This is a genomic window from Aquimarina addita (assembly GCF_039539305.1).
Classification (GTDB): Bacteria; Bacteroidota; Bacteroidia; order Flavobacteriales; family Flavobacteriaceae; genus Aquimarina; species Aquimarina addita.
This window is the reverse complement of record NZ_BAABCW010000029.1, coordinates 26,841-46,879: the sequence shown is the minus strand read 5'-3', so window position 1 is coordinate 46,879 and position 20,039 is coordinate 26,841. Positions and strand designations below refer to the sequence as shown.

At 32.9% G+C, this 20,039-nt stretch carries 18 protein-coding genes; 10 read left to right on the top strand and 8 right to left on the bottom strand.

The window, feature by feature from the left end:
• Positions 1–197: 197 nt before the first annotated feature.
• From ABD816_RS20895 to ABD816_RS20860, 8 genes are all read right to left on the bottom strand, one after another.
• Positions 198–422, bottom strand: coding sequence for an integrase core domain-containing protein (locus ABD816_RS20895; RefSeq protein WP_344930751.1), 225 nt, complete (start codon positions 420–422; stop codon positions 198–200).
• A 165-nt stretch (positions 423–587) separates the two neighbouring features.
• Entirely contained in the window at positions 588–845 is a 258-nt protein-coding gene (locus ABD816_RS20890; RefSeq protein WP_344930749.1) for a hypothetical protein, read from the bottom strand.
• 176 nt (positions 846–1,021) lie between these two features.
• Entirely contained in the window at positions 1,022–1,300 is a 279-nt protein-coding gene (locus ABD816_RS20885) for a transposase (RefSeq protein WP_344930747.1), read from the bottom strand.
• Positions 1,301–1,439: 139 nt separating this feature from the next.
• Positions 1,440–1,817, bottom strand: a complete 378-nt coding sequence (locus ABD816_RS20880; protein WP_344930745.1) for a S8 family serine peptidase — start codon at positions 1,815–1,817, stop codon at positions 1,440–1,442.
• A gap of 99 nt (positions 1,818–1,916) precedes the next feature.
• Complete coding sequence (locus tag ABD816_RS20875) at positions 1,917–2,129, bottom strand: hypothetical protein (RefSeq protein WP_344930743.1); 213 nt, start codon at positions 2,127–2,129, stop codon at positions 1,917–1,919.
• 512 nt (positions 2,130–2,641) lie between these two features.
• The gene (locus tag ABD816_RS20870) at positions 2,642–3,778 is read right to left on the bottom strand and encodes a mycothiol transferase (protein ID WP_344930741.1); all 1,137 of its coding nucleotides are present in this window, start codon (positions 3,776–3,778) and stop codon (positions 2,642–2,644) included.
• A gap of 20 nt (positions 3,779–3,798) precedes the next feature.
• Positions 3,799–5,442 carry a S8 family serine peptidase gene (locus tag ABD816_RS20865; RefSeq protein ID WP_344930739.1) on the bottom strand — a complete coding sequence of 548 codons (1,644 nt, stop codon included), beginning with the start codon at positions 5,440–5,442 and terminating at the stop codon, positions 3,799–3,801.
• Between the two features lie 185 nt (positions 5,443–5,627).
• On the bottom strand, positions 5,628–7,211 hold the full coding sequence (locus tag ABD816_RS20860) for a helix-turn-helix domain-containing protein (RefSeq protein WP_344930737.1): 1,584 nt from the start codon (positions 7,209–7,211) through the stop codon (positions 5,628–5,630).
• Positions 7,212–7,712: 501 nt separating this feature from the next.
• On the opposite strand from ABD816_RS20860, the gene ABD816_RS20855 reads away from it, so the two are divergent.
• The 10 genes from ABD816_RS20855 (at position 7,713) to ABD816_RS20810 (ending at position 20,032) form a co-directional block, all read left to right on the top strand.
• Positions 7,713–7,964: a hypothetical protein gene (locus ABD816_RS20855; RefSeq protein ID WP_344930735.1), complete on the top strand. Its 252-nt coding sequence runs from the start codon at positions 7,713–7,715 to the stop codon at positions 7,962–7,964.
• Positions 7,965–8,000: 36 nt separating this feature from the next.
• Positions 8,001–8,189, top strand: coding sequence for a hypothetical protein (locus tag ABD816_RS20850; RefSeq protein WP_344930733.1), 189 nt, complete (start codon positions 8,001–8,003; stop codon positions 8,187–8,189).
• 62 nt (positions 8,190–8,251) lie between these two features.
• On the top strand, positions 8,252–8,818 hold the full coding sequence (locus ABD816_RS20845) for an RNA polymerase sigma factor (protein WP_344930731.1): 567 nt from the start codon (positions 8,252–8,254) through the stop codon (positions 8,816–8,818).
• Between the two features lie 243 nt (positions 8,819–9,061).
• Positions 9,062–10,270 carry a cupin domain-containing protein gene (locus ABD816_RS20840; RefSeq protein ID WP_344930729.1) on the top strand — a complete coding sequence of 403 codons (1,209 nt, stop codon included), beginning with the start codon at positions 9,062–9,064 and terminating at the stop codon, positions 10,268–10,270.
• Between the two features lie 77 nt (positions 10,271–10,347).
• Entirely contained in the window at positions 10,348–11,016 is a 669-nt protein-coding gene (locus ABD816_RS20835; protein ID WP_344930727.1) for a helix-turn-helix domain-containing protein, read from the top strand.
• Between the two features lie 261 nt (positions 11,017–11,277).
• Positions 11,278–11,790, top strand: a complete 513-nt coding sequence (locus tag ABD816_RS20830; RefSeq protein ID WP_344930726.1) for a cyclic nucleotide-binding domain-containing protein — start codon at positions 11,278–11,280, stop codon at positions 11,788–11,790.
• A gap of 207 nt (positions 11,791–11,997) precedes the next feature.
• Positions 11,998–13,569, top strand: a complete 1,572-nt coding sequence (locus ABD816_RS20825; protein WP_344930725.1) for a TolC family protein — start codon at positions 11,998–12,000, stop codon at positions 13,567–13,569.
• A 17-nt stretch (positions 13,570–13,586) separates the two neighbouring features.
• Positions 13,587–14,849 carry an NHLP bacteriocin system secretion protein gene (locus ABD816_RS20820; RefSeq protein WP_344930723.1) on the top strand — a complete coding sequence of 421 codons (1,263 nt, stop codon included), beginning with the start codon at positions 13,587–13,589 and terminating at the stop codon, positions 14,847–14,849.
• A 16-nt stretch (positions 14,850–14,865) separates the two neighbouring features.
• A complete protein-coding gene (locus tag ABD816_RS20815) occupies positions 14,866–17,103 on the top strand; it encodes an NHLP family bacteriocin export ABC transporter peptidase/permease/ATPase subunit (RefSeq protein WP_344930721.1) in 2,238 nt (745 codons plus the stop codon).
• Positions 17,093–20,032 (top strand): NHLP bacteriocin export ABC transporter permease/ATPase subunit, encoded by a 2,940-nt coding sequence (locus ABD816_RS20810; protein WP_344930720.1) that lies wholly within the window; start codon positions 17,093–17,095, stop codon positions 20,030–20,032. The genes ABD816_RS20815 and ABD816_RS20810 overlap by 11 nt, the downstream gene beginning before the upstream one ends.
• The last annotated feature ends 7 nt before the right edge of the window (positions 20,033–20,039 follow it).

Here is a 20,039-nt window from a genome sequence, read left to right as displayed (position 1 = left end):
CAAAAAATCCTCGGTAATGAAATCTTCTTTCTTCATAAGTGCATAAAATTTAAAGTTAATAAAAAATAAAATACGGAGGTCGCGACCTCCGTATTTTAAACTTTACACACTTGGTGAGATACTACCATTATAAGAAATTATTTACAAAACTATGATACTCCCTATGATTAGTACAGCTTAAAGATATATTTTAATTATTAAGAAGCCATTTGTTTTTGATAAAATATTTGATTTGGAGGTACTTTTCCGATTTCAGTATGTCTTCTTTTAGTGTTATAAAATTCAATATATTCCCTTACCTTTTGATATAAGTCTAGTCCTCCATTGGGTGGATTAAGATATATCTTTTCATATTTCAGAGATTTCCAAAATCTTTCTATGGATATATTATCAAGAGCTCTACTTTTTCCATCCATTGAGATTTGTATTTGGTGCTTTTTTAGAGCAGTTATATATAGATCGCTAGTATATTGTGAACCTTGATCTGAATTATGGATTTTAGGGATCCCATATTATCCAATTGTGTCATTTAAGAGTTCGGTGCACCACTCAGCACTCATTGAGTTAGAGACACTCCAGTTTAATATTTATCGGCTATGTATATCAATAATAGCAGCCATATACATAAATCCACGAAACATTGGAATATAGGTGATATCGGTTTGCCAAACTTGATCGGCACAATTAATCTTAAGATTTTTCAATAGATATGAATACACATAATTAGTTTTATCTTTAATGGTAGTTTTTGGTTTAACATACAGGGTTTGAAGTCCCATTAATTTATAGAGCCTTCGAATTTTCTTGATATTAACACGATATCCTAAATCTAGTTTATACTCCATAATAAGGATGTTCTAAAAAGTATCTATCGATCTCTTTTATCAGCTTTAGATTCAGTAGACTCTCTCCTTTTGGTTTATAATATAATCCTGAACGATGAATCTCTAATAATTTACATTGTTTTTTAGACTAAGTCCTGAATGAGATTTTACAACCTTTTGCCATTTCTGGGTAGTACTCATTTCTCCAAGACTTTCTTTAAAAAATCATTCTCAACTTGTAGTTGACTAATTTTGCTATAAAGAGCACTCTTTTCTTTATCCACTTCTTCCGTTTTGGTCTTGGAATCGAAAGCTTTGGAAGAATTTTCTATAAATTCTCGCTTCCAAGTTGATATTTGGGTAGGATGAATATCAAACTTTGAAGCTATTTCCTGCAAAGTAAGTTGATCTTTGATCGCTTCTAAAGCTACTTTAGCCTTAAAGGATGAACTAAATTTTCTTCTCGATTTTTTCATATGTACAGCATTAAATTTACAATTTAAATAGCTGTCTTAATAATGGGGAGTATTATACTTGTTCTTATTAGTATCTTGACTATCATTACCCGCAGCGTGAACTATAAGCACATCCTTTTTAGCAGCATATGCAATTGCATCAGATACCAAGCCTTGTTGTGGAGAGAAATTTACCAAAACTCATATTGATTATTTCTGCCCCATTATCAACAGCATACCGTATAACTAAAGCAATATTTTTATCATATTCATCATCATGAGGAACTGCTCTTGATATCATTAACTTAACATTGTCTGCTATACCATTCATGCCTTTATCATTGTCTCTGGAAGTACCTATCAAACCAGCAACAATGGTTCCGTGATTCTCAATATTGACATCTCCTTTTATGTCATTATTTCCCATAATTTTATCTTCAATATCCTTCTTATCATCTCCACTTATTTTTTGATCATTATAATTCTGATTTAATTTGTAATTTTCAATAATATCATTATATTTCTCGAATTCTTTCAACCAATCTTGTGTGAGTTCGTATTCTAAAAATCCGTGAAGTTTTTTTTACAGGAGCTTTTAAATGAGCATTAGCTAAAGTATCAATTGTCTTAAGCTTTTCTAATGTATAGTTTTGTTTGGGAAAATATTCTTTTTTTCTTCTAATAGTTCTTTTTCCTTTTTATAAAACTCAACTGCAGACAAAATAACAGAATCTTTCTGTTCTTCTGATATTTTTAATTCTCCATTTTTATTAAAAACTCCTTTATTCTTAAGAATTATAACATATTCATTTCTAGAGTAATAACTATTTTTTCCTTTTGAATTGCCCAAAAAATTCCATCCATGAAAGTCATCAATGTATCCATTTCCATCATCATCTTTCTTATTATCAGGAATTTCATCAATATTTTCCCATATTTGATTCTTTAGATCTTCATGATCAATATCTGCACCACTATCTATAATTGTAACTATAATAGTGTCCTTTGATTTCAGTATTAATGATTTATATACTTTTTCTGAGCTTACACGGGCACCGTATCATTAATAATATCTTTGTGCTGCCATTCTTTCATTATATTATCAGGAAGTATCTTCTCTTGATACCCTATGACTACTATATTTTGAGAAATATTGGTAATTTTTTGAGCGAAACTGGATACAGAAATTAGTAGTAAAATAAAAATACTATTTTTTATGAGTTTATGTTTTTTTAGATATTTGCTCCGCCATTAACAGCGCATTAAAGGTATTAACTATTTTACCAGATTTCGATAGTTCTTAGAAGGGACTAGTTTTTTGATGCTATCATCTGATATTATTAAGATAAGAATGAACACTCTTTAATCGATCTTTGGTTCAGGTGGAGGTAATTTTAATTCTTTTTCTGGAAGTCGTTTTTTAAGTAGTAGGATTTGCCCTAAATGACTGGATTGATGCTCCATCACATGAAACCATTTAAAATGATTATTACCCCAAGAGCCGGGATTGGTGCTTTCTAACCAAGCATCGTTTCGCTTTTTGAGCTCTTCTAGTGTTTTTTTACGTACTTTTCTAAAGATACCGAGGTAATAACTGATTTCATGACCTGTTAGGTCTTGCTGTCCTTTTTCGTCTAGCTCTAGCCCTACCATCCATAGTTTTTCTTCTTCTTTGTTAAACCCTCTGTTTTCAAAAGTATTTACTTGATAATAGGCTTCTGCAGCCGCTAAGTGCATGACTAAAGCGCCAATAGAATTTGCTTTTTCGTCTAGTAAATGATCCGTTTGTTTTAGATCTAAATCTTTTACTATTCGCTCTACACGATTGCTGAGATTGTTGAGCATAGACACCATAGCTCCTATCTGGGGAGTATAGCCTTCTTCAATAGTTATATTATTACTTTTTGACTTTTCGATACCCTCCCCTTGGATTACAAGTGCTTGTTTGCCAGTATAGGCGTCGGTAGTGTTTGCAAATTTATATCCTTTTACTAGTTGTTCTTTATTCCTACCTATACCCCGCTTCCATACAAATAAATTTTCATCGGTCACTACAGTTTCAAAACTATTGTTTTCTGGTGTAATCTTTTCAAATTTTCCGTTTTCATTTTCTGTAAATAGCTCAAAATGATCAAAATAAAAAGTCCCATTGTAGGTTACTAACCCACCAAAATTGACTGTGGCAGCATTCACGGGAATAGTGCCCTCAATTTCATAAACAGTCCATGTATCAGATTGTATAGGTCTTCCAGACATATTATCAAAAAAGAGAGACTTCTCATTTTTGTCATCTACTCGTATCCATATCGCGGCTGAAGCTGTAGAGTCCTTAATTTTTGCTTTGACCGCAGCGCGTAATTTAAAATTTAATGGGATATCAGTAGTAAAGTTAATCGTTTGAACAAATGAAGTCCAGTCTTGTTCAATTTCTTTGGATTGTGAGAATCCTAGATTAGATAAGAGTAATAAAAATGATAGTGACTTTAATACAATGTGCATGGTAATAATATTTTCTATTTTCAGTTCTTTTTAGAAACCTGCTCTGCCATTAATAATGCATTATAAGCGTTGACAACTTTACCTGATTTTGAAAGTTCTGAGAAAGGCACTTTTGGACTATCCCTTTTGCCAGGAATAGTAACTTCTAAGCTATATGAGTTTCCAGAATCCATTAGTATTTTTTTGACTTCGGAAGCTTTTAGCTTAGGGTATTGTGATCTGATTAGAGCGGCAATACCGGAAACAACAGGCGCTGCAAGTGATGTACCACTTTCATTAATGTATTTATTATCTGGTGATGTGGTATATAAGTTATATCCAGGAGCAAAGACATCCACATTTATTTTACCATAATTTGAAAAATAAGCAGGTAATTTTCGGTTTAATTTATAATTTATAGCTCCAACATTAATAAAGTTTTCAGTAAACTCAATACTCTCTGAGTAATCTATTGGATAGAACTTGTTCTTATCAGTATCTTGACTATCATTACCCGCAGCGTGAACTATAAGCACATCTTTTTTAGCGGCATATGCAATTGCATCAGATACCAAGCCTTGTTGTGGAGAGAAAAATTTACCAAAACTCATATTGATTATTTCTGCCCCATTATCAACAGCATACCGTATAGCTAAAGCAATATCTTTATCATATTCATCACCATGAGGAACTGCTCTTAATATCATTAACTTAACATTGTCTGCTATACCGTTTATGCCTTTTCCATTATCTCTGGAAGCCCCTATTAAACCAGCAACTATAGTTCCATGGTTTTCTATATGTATATCTCCTACAATATTGTCATTACCATAATTTTTATCCACAATTTTATTCTTATTATCACTACTTATTTGTCGATCATTATAATTAGGATTTAATTTATAATTTTCAATAATATCATTATATTCTTCGAATTCTTTCAACCAATCTTGTGTGAGTTCGTATTCTAAAAATTCGTGAAGTTTTTTTACAGGAGCTTTTAAATGAGCATTAGCTAAAGTATCAATTGTCTTAAGCTTTTCGAATGTATATTTTTGAAGAGGAAAATATTCTTTTAATTGATTATTAATAGTTTCATATTCCTTTTTTTGTTCTATGATATATGTTTTATTTTCTTCAAGAAGAGCCTTTTCTGTTTTATAGAACTTAGCAGCTTCCAAAATAACAGAATCTTTCTCTTCTTTTGGGATTGTTAATTCTCCATTCTTATCAAAAAAACCTTTATTGTTTAAGATTCTTACATATTCATTTCTAGCATAGTATATGTTGTTGTCTTTAGAATTTCCTAAAAAATTCCATCCGTATATATCGTCTATATATCCATTATCATCGTCGTCTTTATCATTATTTGGAATTTCATCATAATTTACCCAAATTTGATTTTTGAGATCTTCATGATTGATATCTACTCCGCTATCTATAATAGCAACAATAACAGTCTTTCCTTTTTTTGATAACAGATGTTCATACGCTTTTTCAGAACTTACCCCCGGAATGGTATCTGCAATAACATCTTTATGCTGCCATTTATTCATTATAGTATTGGATAGTGTTTTCTCTTGATAGCCAAGAATCATAATTTCGGAAGTTATATTAAAACTTAATGATTTTTTTGAATAATTACTAATTGATGCAAAAAACAATATTAAATAAATCTTTTTCATAAACAAATTAAACAGTCAGATATTATACAATTACATTTAAATGAATTTTTCAAATGTATAATTATAAATAGGCTGATTACAATAAAAGCTAGTAAGGATTCCTGAATTTAGAGTCTAAATTCAGGAATCCTTACTAGCTTCTTAATAATTTACTTTATTAAAAATTAAATTATTAAATCCAATTTTCAATCACTAGAACTATTTTCTAATTTCTTTATAAAATAAGAGGGTTTGATGCCAGTTTTTTTGTAAAATGCTTGTGAAAAAGAAACAGGATTGCTAAATCCTACTGTGTCTGCTATAGCCTTAATTGTATATTTTCTAAACTTACTATCAACTTTAAGCCTTTCTATAGTATGCTCAATTCTTAAGTCATTAATATAATCAGTAAATTTTTTGTGTGTATAATGATTTATAAAAACAGATAAATATTTAGAATTAGAATTCATTTTTTTTGCAAGCTTATTGATAGAAATATTTGCGTTTAAATATTCTTCTTTAGATTCAAATTTATTGAGCCCTATTTGAATAACCTTAACAATATCTTCAGATAAATAAGTAACATTCTGTGTTTCATTTATAGAATTATGAATCTTTTCTTCTTTAGTGTTTTTATTGATTAGTAGATCAAATCTTTTTTTATACCTTTTTCTTTTGCGATAATTGAGAATTAAAAAGATGAATGCTATAATCAATATTACCATTAACGTAAAAATACTTTTAGACTTAGACAAATTTGATTGGTTAAGGTCATTAATTAATTTTTCTTTATCTAATATCAAATTTGTGGTATCAAAGTCTTTAATTATTTTACTATTAATGTATCGATAATTAGAGTTTAATATGCTGTCTACAGCAATTAGCCTATTCAAATAAAACAATTGATTTTCCTTATTATTACTACTTTTGTAATGATTGATCAGAACCTTGTATCCTTGACGAATTTCAGGAAATAAATCCTTAAAATCCTTAAATAGGCTATCCACAGTTTTGAATTGAGAAATAGCTTCTTTTATATTATTATGTTCAAAGTATGATTTCCCTAAATAATATCGAGAAAATATTATATTGGATTTATCATCTAATTTAATGAGATTCGGGATAGCCTTTTTTAAGCTATCAATCGATTTTTGATACTCTTTTTTAAAGAATAGATTTACACCTTCATTCATTATAAAATAATGATACATATCATTATCGTTATTTGATAAAGAGATTTTCATTCCTTTCTTATTAATTATGGTAGCAGTATCAAGCTTTTTTAATTTGGTATAAGAATCCGAAAGGGCGAATAAGCCGATTAATTTACTATAATAATCTTTAGGATATTCAGATTCATCAGACAAAATATATTCATTAAATTCTTTAAAAATCGTTAAAGCTTCTTCATGTTTCCCAATTCTATTTTTTAATGATCCGATATTAAACTTTGAATCATAGGCTAAAATATTATTATTACTAGCTTCAGCTATTTTATAAGATGTGTAATAATTATCCAGTGCTTCTTTATAATTTGCTTTGGCGAAATAATAGTCACCCTTATTAAAATATAATGCGCCTGGATAGTATTTATTGTTGTATCCTTTGGATAAATCAATTGCTTGGTCAAGGTAAATTAACTTTAGAGAATCTTGTGCTATAGTGCTTAATAAAAAATATCCTTTTGCAGTTTCAAAATTATCATTATTCGACAAACTTTTCTTTATATAACTTTTAGCATAAATATCAGCCTTATCGGGAAATTCAGTATACTTATAAAATAGTTCCATCAGGAAGTCAAAGGATTGGTTTTGTAAAGAATCTGGTATGATAAATTTATTTACTACCTCAGGATTTGAGAAATTTTCAGATTTTATCTGTACAAAAGAAGTTATTGAAAAAAAAATAACGAAATAGACTATTTTATAAAACTTTACCATAGGTATTTAGAAACAATAGTATTAAAAAAGGATCAAAATTAATATAAATTACTGTATGATAATAATTTAACTGTAAATTAAAGTTGTGAACGCTCAACTTTTAATATAATTTTTTAGAACTGCAATTTCAGGAAATTAAACTGCAATTTCAGGAATTCGCACAACCTCCTCTTGCAACAACGCAAATCTCGCTCATATATTTGCCCTGATTACAAAGATCATTTCACAAGCGGTAACAGCAATAAAACTAAACAAAAATCTACAGAATAACTCCCCCATGTTCTAGGGGTATTACACCCCCTCTGAGATTAGAGAATTAATAGTAGTTAATAAACAATTCAACCATATAAAATGAATAAAGGAACCTTTCTATCACAACTAATCAAAGCCCTGCATATGGATGTGGATGATTTTATGTATCGAGTAAGTCAGCATAAAACCTATGAGTTGGTGCTGTATGGATGGATGAACCGATTGTATACTAAGAAACAATTCTATACCACTGCAGTACGACTGATCTATAGGGCACGGCATTTTTATTTTTTCAGAAATCTACATCCATCTTACAGTTCCCCCCGAGACCGCCCAGATGTAACGGGATAATACCGTCTGTTTATGCTTGATTTTACGTACAGAAAATTGACGGATGCCCAACAGGAGTATATAGTAGCAAGAATTACGATGACAGTTCATGCTAACAGTATTTTGGTACGACAGGTGCTACAAGATATGAATCCTCCCTTGAGCGCAGAAGGGGAAGATATTAGGATTCACCGCAATACCATGATGCGATTGCAGAAACGGATAGAGCAGTTGAATGGAGAGTGAATTAATTGTTAAGTGGCGAATGTCTTTTGAAGTGGGAACTATAACAATCTAAAAACAAAACAATGTCTAGAAAAAATGAGGATAAAATTTTAGAAGGAATACGAACGGGAGATGTCGTAATTACACAAGCTTTTTATGAGTATAATCTAATCTATGTAAGACGCTATATTCTTCAGAATATGGGGAATCATCAGGATGTAGAAGATATAGTTCAGGAGGCGTTGGTAGTACTTTATCAAAAATTAGTAACAGGTACTCTAGAGATTCAAGCTTCTATACAAACCTATTTTTATGGTGTTTGCAGAAACTTATGGAGGAGTCGATTGCGTACCAAAGAAAAACTGATAGTAAATGACGCATTAATTGTAAATAAAGAGAATGCGATAGATGTTTCTATGACAGAAAAAGAAGAGCGTGAAGAACAAGAAGCCATTTTTTATAAACATCTTTTAAGGCTTAGTACTTCGGATAGAGAATTATTAACCCTCTTCTTTAAAGGCAAAAACACAAAAGAGATCACTGGGATAACAGGATATGCTGAAAATTATGTGCGAAAAAAGAAGTTTATAGCAAAGAAGAAGTTACTGGGAATGATAGAAAAAGACCCAGCGTATCTATTACTGACTTAATAGAAAATATAGTTTTCGGCAAAAAAGTTTTGACAATAAAATCAAAATTAGTATCAAAAAAAGAACAAATAGTTCAAAAATCATCATTATGTTTTATGTAGCATCAGAATTAGTGTTGTTAATCAAAAACTGCCTTCTATACATTTGCGGAATTTGCTAAAATTTAAGTAAGTAGTAATAATCTTTTATAAATAATTCATCAAACAAAAACAAACAGTAATCAGCAATTAAAACGGTACAATTATGAATACCACTTTAGAAAAAAAAGAAGGTATATCCGGTTTTCAAGATTTGATCCATCCATATTCCTTAGCGGATTTTAGCACTCATTATTGGGATAAGAAATCCCTCCTAATTAAACGAGAGGATACTTGCTATTTTGAATCGTTACTAACTATCTCCAACATTGATGAGGTACTGGATTTAAATCGTCCAAAAGGGAGTAGTATCAGAGTTGTCAAATATCAAGAACCACTTGATAAAACCAAATATGAGAATGCTGATGGAAGTCTGAATCTAAATCAAATATATGCAGCCTATGTCGATGGATATACAATCGTAGTCAATGAAATTGATAGATTTTGGAAACCCCTCAAAATATTTTGTCATACTACCAGGGATTTTTTAAATCATAAAACAGTGGCTAATATGTATTTGACACCCAAAAACCAAAAAGGATTACTTCCGCATTATGATACACACGATGTATTTGTAATACAGGTGTCAGGAACAAAACATTGGAAACTATATGATGTAGCATATCCAACTCCTATGGTTAATAGTTTTCAACCGATATTTCAGCGAGAACAGCTAAAGAATGTAAAGGAAATCACCCTCAATGCTGGTGATATGATGTATATCCCCAGAGGTATACCACACGAGGCTATTACCACTGACGAATCCTCATTACACCTTACGATCGGAGTATATCCAACACAATGGATCGATTTATTAACAAAATCCTTACATCATATTGCGTATACCAATGTAGCACTTCGTCAAGCGTTACCCATAGGCTTTTTAGAATCAAATCCCTTAGCTGTTCATGAGGAGGCTCAAACGAAGTTACAGACAATACTTCAAGAGGCGTTAAATACAAAAAATATGCAAGGCGCCAAACAACTCATAACTGAAGAATTTAGAACAGAACAACAACCCATGGGGGATGGACATTTTAAAAATCTTGATAAGATCAATGAGCTAAACCTTAATACTCGCTTGGTTAAAAGAGATCGAATGAATTGTAAAGTACAGGAAATAGGAGCTGCCTCGAGAATCTTATTTTCAGGAAATGTAATAAAAGGACCTATAACAATTGCTCCAGTATTCGATTTTGTGGTAACACGCAATGAGACTTTTCAGGTGCAAGAACTACCAATGCTAAGTGACGAGAATAAATTAAAACTCTGTAAAAGATTGATTCGCGGAGGACTACTTAAGATTGCGTACTAATCACTTTAGTATTTGTACTCATCATACAAATATGTCAATACCATCACAAAATTCACTCACATCAAAAAACGAACAACATGAATACTCATCATCAAATCATCGATTGGAATGCTCCAGATATTTTAATGCAAATTGTAAATACCCTACAAAATCCGTTAACTTCTATTATGGAAGCTAATGATACCAATGTAGTACATCAAAAAACGAACAACCAAATAAAAGAGAAGCCATCAGAGATTATTTTTTCGAGTAGCCAACAGATCTCTGACCTTATTAAAGAAGTAGTAACGATTGCAAAATCTAATTCAATACAGATATCAAGCAAAGAGCAGCCAGCAATATTTTTGATCTATAAAGAGAACTCAAAAGTGCAATCATTATGTAATGATCAGTTGCTACCATTCAAAATATCTAAATCAAACCAAAGTTGGTTGATGAATTTTGAAGAACAAGTCTTTGAACAAATAAAAAGTAGCCAATTAAACTTATATGACTTATCATATAATCTGGCGATTAGTGAACGCCAATTGCATAGAAAGATCAAAAACTTATTGAACCTCACTCCCAATAAGTACATCAGGATACTAAAATTACATAAAGCCAAAGAGTTATTGGATGAATATGTATATGATACAATTGCTGAGGTCTCTTATGCGGTAGGATATTATGATACCTATTATTTTTCTAAATTGTTCAATAGTCAATATGGAATCACCCCAAAGGAGTTATTGATATCAAAAAGATAATGTAACTACCAGAAATGAGCATTCTCTTTTTTCTCAGTTAAACAAACATTTTTTAGAATAGATTTTCTGGTATAGATAGCATATTGGCTCTTTTGCTGATGTGCTATTTCTTTTTTTTTAAAAACACCTCTAACATATGAACCAATACAGTTAAGATTGTCAGTTCTACAAGGGTTGTTGTCAGTTTTACATAGGAATTCTACTATATTTTAGCCTATATCAAAAAGTTGAGCACACCTTATTAATTTTAAAAAAATTAACATGAAAAAAGTACTTTTTTTATTGGGTCATTTAACCGATCTAGATATTGAATGGATGATCCAGAACGGACATAAAAAGAAGCTGAAAAATGGACAACAATTAATAAAAAAAGGTGATCATATTGAGAATATTTACATTGTTCTTTCAGGTCAATTAGCAATATCAGATAATGGTACCGAAATTGCCGCTATTGGATCTGGCGAAATTGTCGGCGAAATGTCATTTCTAGAATCCCGCCCACCATCTGTATCTGTAATAGCAAAAGAATTATCTACCGTTTATAGTATCTCAAAAGAATTAATGAACACAAAATTAGAAAATGATATTGAATTCAGGGCTAATTTTTATTACTCATTAGCGTTATTCTTATCCGACAGATTGCGAAAAACGACGAATCAATTTGGGTATGAATCCCCTGACGAAGCCGATTCAATAGAAGAGAATGTGTTGGATGGTGTAGCTCAGGCAGGTGCAAGATTTAACCAGATTTTACATAAATTTTCTGAGGTATAATCAAAAGCTTTTTAGATAGAGAATTAAGATTATTTCGCCACTAATCCCATTAGGTATAGGCAACAACCAGAATAAAAATAGCTGTTAAATATAACTAGTTATTTACTATAAATTATTATGAAACGAGCATGATAAAAGCATTATCACCCAAGAAGATGATTAATAGCGAACAGCATGTGACCTTTCAAAAACAGTAAAAAGAAACACATGAAATTAAAGATTTTTTTCTTTACTACAGTATGGCTGTATGCTCTTACCTTATCCGGTCAATCAACGATTACATGTGATCTTATTGAGCTTTCTAATCTTACCATTGGTAAGAATCCTACGGTTAAGAGAAATGAATTACAAATCCAAATTGCTCAAGCGGGTTTACAGATCCAGCGTAGTGCTTTTGATTATCAATTATCATCAGGGTTAGGCATTAGTAATAGCACATCAAATCTTTTTGAGGTGGATCCAGTAAATAGTCTTTTTGAAGATGATTTTATAGAAACAAACAATTCAGATTTTTCTTTAGGATTACAACGAAAATTTCGTTCCGGACTTAGTGCCAATGTAAGTGTTGATTATAGTCAAGTATCAGATAATTTTCCGATAAATAGATTTAGTCAAAATGTAGGAACATTTATTTCTGACCATACGATTTCCTCTACTTTATTACTTACACAACCTTTAATAAAAGGGAGAGGGGTAAAAGTTACCACCGCAGCAGAGAAATCTTCTTCACTACAGGTAGAAAGTGCCGAGAACAGTTTTGAATTAAGCAGTGCCTTGGAACTTTTTAAAATGGGAGTTGCCTATTGGCAATATGCAGGAGCTTATAAGAACCATATCATTTTTAAGGAAAATGAAAATCGAGTTAAAAAAGTATTATTTATTACTAAAGAATTAGTAAAAGCAGATAAAAAACCAGTGGGAGACTTGGTACAAATAGAAGCGGATCTGGCAAATCAAGAAAGACAAACTAAAGTAGCAACACAAAGCTTGCATAATGCTAAAATTAATCTGGGAAGAGCCATTGGGCTTAGTGAAAAAGAAAGTGAAGCATTAGGAATACCTGAAAATGAATTTCCTATTACATCAGAGCATATAGAAGCCATAGATTCTGAGGCACTAATCAATACAGCTAGAAAAAACAGAAAGGATATGCATGCTTTCGAAAAAACTCAGGAAGCATTGGAGTTTCAGCTTCAACTAGCATCTAATAATCTAAAACCCCAACTGGATCTTAGTGGTTTTGCCTCATATGGTGGAACTAATATGGGTAATGGATTAGATCGGGCTTTTTCTGCATTAGGAAACAGAGAAGGACGCAATTATATCTTTGGATTGAGGCTTGATTTTTCTTTTCCAATCAATAATAATTTTGCCAAAGGTACTTTTTTACAAAATAAAGCAGCTTTTGCGGATCAACAAATAGCCTATAACGACCTTCAGCGAAACATTGATATTAATGTCAATATTGCTATTAATAATCTAAAAAATAATGCATTAATCCTTGCTAAAGCAAAAGAAACGCTAGGATATTATCAAGATGTTTTTAATAATGAACAAACAAAGTTTCAAAATGGATTAACAACCCTGTTGAATTTAATCTTATTTCAGGAAAGACTAACATTTGCGCAATTAGACTATTTGCAAGCGCAACAACGGTTCGCAATATCCATAATCGATCTCAGATACGAGACAGGAACACTTATTTCTATGGAAGGCAATAAAATGGCTTCTCCAATAACTGAAGAGATATACTATACCATACCAACTCCAAACTATTAAATAAAAAACAGATACTCATGGCAGCAGGATTTTTTAGAAAGGCAGCATTAGAAAAACTTTCGACTCCAGAAAAATTGGATCAGCTCATAAAAATTACAGGTTCCAGAGCCTGGATCGCACTTATTACAATAACACTCATCCTTGGAACTGGCATAGGTTGGGCATTTATGGGTAAAGTAAAAACTAAACTTAACGTTACAGGTGTCCTTCTGGGTGGAGAAATCCACGAGGTAGTATCTACATCACAAGGACAATTAATAGATATTAAGGTGGTAGTTGGTGATCAAATACAAGAAGGTGATATCATTGCCGTTATCGAGCAACCTGAACTTTCTCAACAAATAGAAGAAGGAAAAGCCTCTTTAGAAGATCAAAAATATGATTTGCAATTACTTTTATCATATGGCAATCAAGACACCAGAATACAAGGAGAGCTAATCCAACAGCAACGTACCAGTATCGATTTCCAAATCAGATCAAACCATAAAAACTTAACGTTTCTAAAAAACCTATTAGAAACAGAAAATGGGCTGTTAGCACAAGGACTTATCACCAGATCACAATTAGTCAATACAGAGCAACAAATAGAGAGCACGAGAAATTCTATAGAAAATCTAAAAGCTCAAAAAGTTCAAACATCTAGTCAGAAACTGACTATAGGTTTTGATATGGAGCAAAAAATCAATCTCAAAAAACAGCAAATTGCAGAAGCAGAAAGAAGACAAGAGCATTTAATGGAGCGTTACGATATACAAACGAATATTAGAAGCCAATATCGAGGGCAGGTTGTGGAGTTATTAACGGATGCTGGTATTATAGTAGGTCAGGGAACACCCTTATTTAAATTGAAACATCAAACACAAATAGCCGGAAATAAATTACGAGGTGTCCTATACATCCCTTCTCAAGATGGAAAAAAAATAAAAGTAGGGATGGAAGCACTGGTGGTACCATCAACAGTGCAGCCACAAGAATATGGCTTTATGAAAGGAAGGGTGACCTACGTATCTGATTTTCCTGTAACACAACAAGGAATGATGACTTCTGTAAAAAATGATCAATTGGTTCAAGGGCTTTTAGCCATGGGCGCACCTTTTGAAGTATATGTAGAGTTCGAAAAAGATACAACTTCGCATAGTGGATTCAGATGGACATCGGCAAAAGGGCCTGATGTAGTGATTAATGAAGGGACTTCTTGTATGGGTAAAATAACTGTTAAGACAGAGGCTCCAGCTACGATCGTAATACCAGCTCTGAAGAAATTTTTCGATTTGTACTAAAAATAATAGCCAAAAGATGGATAAGAATATACAACCCATATCAAAACAAGCGCGACCAGTAAAAACACCTACTATTTTACAAATGGAAGCAGTAGAATGTGGTGCTGCTGCACTTAGTATTATTCTGGGATATCACGGTAAGTTTGTTCCCTTAGAAAAATTGAGAATTGCCTGTGGAGTTTCAAGAGATGGTCTCAAAGCAACGAATATTCTTAAGGCAGCCAGAGCATTTGGATTACAAGCAAAAGGATATGCAAAATCTATAGAAAAGTTAAAACAAATTCAAGTACCTGCTATCATTTTTTGGAATTTTAATCACTTTTTAGTCTTAGAAGGTTTTACTAAAAATAAGGTATACTTAAGTGATCCCGCACAAGGAAGGTACCACGTAAGTCATCAGGAATTTGACGATGCCTTTACTGGAGTCGTATTGACTTTTGAGCCAGATGAAAATTTTGAAAAAGGAAATGAGAAAAAGGGACTGACTTCTGCCCTTGCAGCACGTATTTCTGGATCAAAAATAAGTGTTACGTATATTATTTTGGCTAGTTTATTTCTAGTGATACCCGGACTGGTGATACCGTCTTTTACCAAAATATTTATAGATAAATATTTGATCAATGGGATTTCGGGTTTTGTCATGCCGCTACTGCTTGTTATGGGTGGAATGCTGTTGATCAATGCAGCACTCGTATATCTTCAACAGTATTATTTATTGCGATTAGAAACCAAATTAGCATTGACCACTTCCAGTACTTTTTTATGGCATATTTTTCATTTACCCATTGCTTTTTTTACACAAAGATATAGTGGTGAAATAGGAAACAGGGTTACTCTTAATAATAAAGTTGCGCGATTGCTCAGTGGTGATCTAGCCAATGCCGCCCTCAATGTTATTGTAGTTATTTTTTACGCAGTATTGATGTTTTCTTATGATATTATGTTAACGCTAATAGGCATTGGGATGGCTACGCTGAATATCCTGGCGCTACAATTTGTTTCTAGAGCACGTAAGGACGGGAATAGAAGGATGATCAATGAAAGTGGCAAACTACTAGGAACTACCACCTCTGGAATTAGCATGATAGAAACACTCAAAGCTTCAGGTAGAGAAAGTGATTTTTTTACTACATGGATAGGATATCTTGCAAAAGTGATGAATGCGCAACAAGAACTAGGATGGCTTACCACACGATTAAACGTTATTCCACCATTATTAATGTCTTTAACTACGACCTTGATTATAGCTTTTGGAGCTATGCGTGTAATGGATGGACAGATGACCTTAGGAATGTTGGTCGCATTCCTATACTTAATGAATAATTTTATGCGTCCAGTGAATCAATTAGTATCTGTAGGAAGCTTACTTCAGGAAACAGAAGGAGATATGGGACGGATAGACGATGTGTTACACTACGAGACGTCTGATGAGTTCAATGCAACAGCAGCAGCTGATGATTTATTAGAAACTACAAAAGTGCCCGATAGTGAAGCACTACATGCCATGGTTAATAAAGAACCATTAGTCGATAAATTGAGCGGGCATTTTGAGATGAAAAATATCACATTTGGATATAATACTACCATGCCGGCATTGATTGAGAATTTTAATATCAAACTAAAACCAGGAAGCAGAGTAGCACTGGTAGGGGGTTCTGGAAGTGGAAAATCTACAGTTGCTAGATTAGCTGCTGGTCTTTATCAACCATGGGGAGGAGACATTTTGTTTGATGATCGTGCAAGAAAAGAAATACCTAGAAATATTCTTACAGAGTCTATCGCTGTGATTGATCAGGAAGTGTTAATGTTTAAAGGAAATATAAATGAAAACATATCTTTTTGGGATCAAAAAATCCCTGAAAACCATATCATTCAGTCTGCTAGGGATGCAGCAATTCATGATGTAATCGCCTCCAGAACTAATGCCTACGAAAGTGAAGTCATAGAAAGAGGAGCCAATTTTAGTGGTGGGCAACGTCAGCGATTAGAGATAGCAAGAGCCTTAGCGCTCAATCCTTCTATTCTGGTTATGGATGAAGCTACTAGTGCGCTGGATCCTTCATCAGAAAAAGCAGTGATGGATAATATCAAAAAAAGAGGATGTACCTGCTTAATTGTAGCGCATAGATTGAGTACGATCCTTGATTGCGATGAAATTATAGTGATGCAGTATGGAAAAATTGTAGAACGAGGTTCTCATCATGAACTTTTGGAAATGAAAGGGGTATACACCCAATTAATCGATGCAAAATAAAATGCCAAGCAATATGTTTGAAAACGAGAAAATACAGATGGGTGTTGATACACCATTAATTCTTAACGATTTTGATAGATTTTGGATGATTACTTCGGGAGAAGTAGACGTGTTTTATACACATATTGGAGAGGATCAAGAATATAAAAGCCCGTTAACGCATCTTTATAGTGCAAAAAAAGGGGAACTTCTTTTTAGTTTGCTTACACAAGCTACTGCTCTCGGAATTAGACTTGTAGCAGTAAGCTCCAGTGCGACCCTCTTAGCTATCAATAAAAATAAGCTACTCGATATAAGTCCTACTTTTTTAAAACAATTAGTAGACAAATGGATATTAAAAACTGTACAAACAGTATATCAAATTAACCCTCCAAGAGTATATCAATCTCTGGAGGTTGATCAAAAAATATCTTTAAAAAATGAAGAGGTAGGATATCCATCAAAAGGATTAGTATGGTGCCGTGTCTTACAAGGTGAAGTTACAAAATACAACGGTACTACTTTACAAAATAGGGAATCTAATCACACGTATCCTATAGCGGTATGCAATGAACTTTGGATTCAATCGGTGAGAAAAGATACACAGATTGAAATATTGAAGACTCAGGAAGTGTTGAAAGATGAAATATATTTTATGCTTTCTATCAATGATCTTCAAAACTGTTTGTATAAAAAACTTGTTCAGAACGCACAGGAGCATACTATAGAGACTAGACAAAGGATTAAGGATAAAATACAAGCTGAAGAAACAAGGCTCACCACTGCACTTGGTAAACTAAAATCGATTGTAACAAACCGTAACACTGATTTTATCAATATTGCTGCTCTAATCAACAATACTAGTGAGGAAACTTATTTATATACTGCTTGTAAATGTATTGGAGATGCGGTAGGTTTTCATTTCGAACTACCAAAATTTGAAGAAACGTATGAGAGCAATACAACAAATAGATTGCATGCCATTGCACAAGCTTCTAATGTAAGAACAAGAAAAATAATCTTGAGAGGAATCTGGTGGAAGGAAGAAAGTGGACACCTGCTGGCATTCATGAAGGATGAAAAAACTCCAATAGCGTTAATCCAAAAAGATGCCACTACCTATCTTTTGAAAAACCCAAAAACAGGAGAAGAAAAGGTTGTTACAAATGAGGTAGCAGAGACAATAGATCCCATATGTTATATGTTTTTTTATGGTTTTAGTGATGCTATGACTTCAGTAAAAAAGATTTGGAATTTTGCCGCTCAAGGTGTTAAAAAGGACTCAAAATATTTAATTATAGCAGCATTAGCAGGAAGTATCATAGGGTTATTGGTTCCTATATTATCAGGAGTGATGTTTGATGATGTAATTCCGACAGCAGATAGATCCTTACTTTTTGAGGTATTTATAATTTTATTGATGATTGGGGTGGTCACTGCGGGGTTGCAGTTGGTTCAAGGAGTACTGCAGCTCAGGGTGGAGACAAAATCCAGCATCAATCTGCAAGCTGGTGTTATGGATCACCTACTGCGATTGCCTGTGTCATTTTATAAAAAATTTACTGCAGGAGATTTAACAAACCGTGCATTAAGTATTAATAGTATTAAGCAAATTTTATCAAATACAGTGATGACAGCCGTATTAAGTGGAGCATTCTCTTTTGTGAATCTGGGATTGCTTTTCTACTATCAATCGAGTCTTGCCTGGATAGGTGTGGGATTGGCAGTAGTTGCAATTTTATTTATTACGGGTATTGGTTGGTTAAAATTAAAATATGACAGGCAAATTTCAGATACGCAAGGAGAGCTGCAAGGATTTCTTTTTGAATTCTTATCCGGAATAACTAAAATAAGAATTACGGGGGCAGAACGAAGAATCTTTACGTTATGGGCGGATCGGTTTTCTAAATTAAAAGCATTGGGTTTTAAGTCTGGAAGTTATCAAAACTATGTAGAGACCTTTAATAGCTCTTATCCTTTACTGACTAATATTTTCTTTTTTTCCTTTATTTATTATACCGTTACTACAGCAAGTACAGCAGTAGGTATTATTTCTGTTGGAGCGTTTATGGCTTTTATTAGTGCTTTTAACCAGTTTTTGAATGATTGTTTAAAAATGAGTATGGCTTTAATCTCATCTCTTAATATAGTTACACTTTATGAGAGAGTGAAGCCTATTTTAGAAGAAATTCCGGAATCTTCTAAGGGCAGTACAGATCCAGGAGAGCTAGCAGGCGAAATAGAGATGAACGGAGTGTCCTTTAGATATCACCCAGATCAGCCTTTAGTACTTAAAGACATATCCTTTACTATAAAGCCGGGAGAAATGGTCGCTTTTGTAGGAACTTCGGGATCTGGAAAATCTACTGTGATGCGATTATTACTTGGGTTTGAAGAACCAGAAACAGGGTCTATCTATTATGATGGTCAGGGATATGAGGCTATGAATAAGGATCTGGTGCGTCGACAGATTGGAGTTGTACTCCAAAATGGAGCATTGATGTCAGGAAGTATTTATAAAAACATAGTGGGTAATTCTGAATTGACGCTAGAAGATGCCTGGGAATCTGCCCGTATGGCTGGGATGGAAGAAGATATTAAACAGATGCCTATGGAAATGCATACCGTAATTAGTGAAGGAGCAGGTACCTTTTCTGGGGGACAAAGACAACGATTGATGATTGCCAGAGCCATAGCACATAAGCCAAGATTATTATATATGGATGAAGCGACCAGTGCGCTGGATAATAGAACTCAAAATATTGTTTCAGAAAGCCTGGACAAACTACAAGCTACCAGAATTGTAATTGCACATCGATTAAGTACGGTCATCAATGCGGATAGAATTTATGTAATGGATAAAGGCTCCATCGTAGAATCAGGAACCTATACAGAACTTATGGCAGAACAAGGGATCTTTTTTAATCTTGCGAAAAGACAAATTGCATAAATGCGAT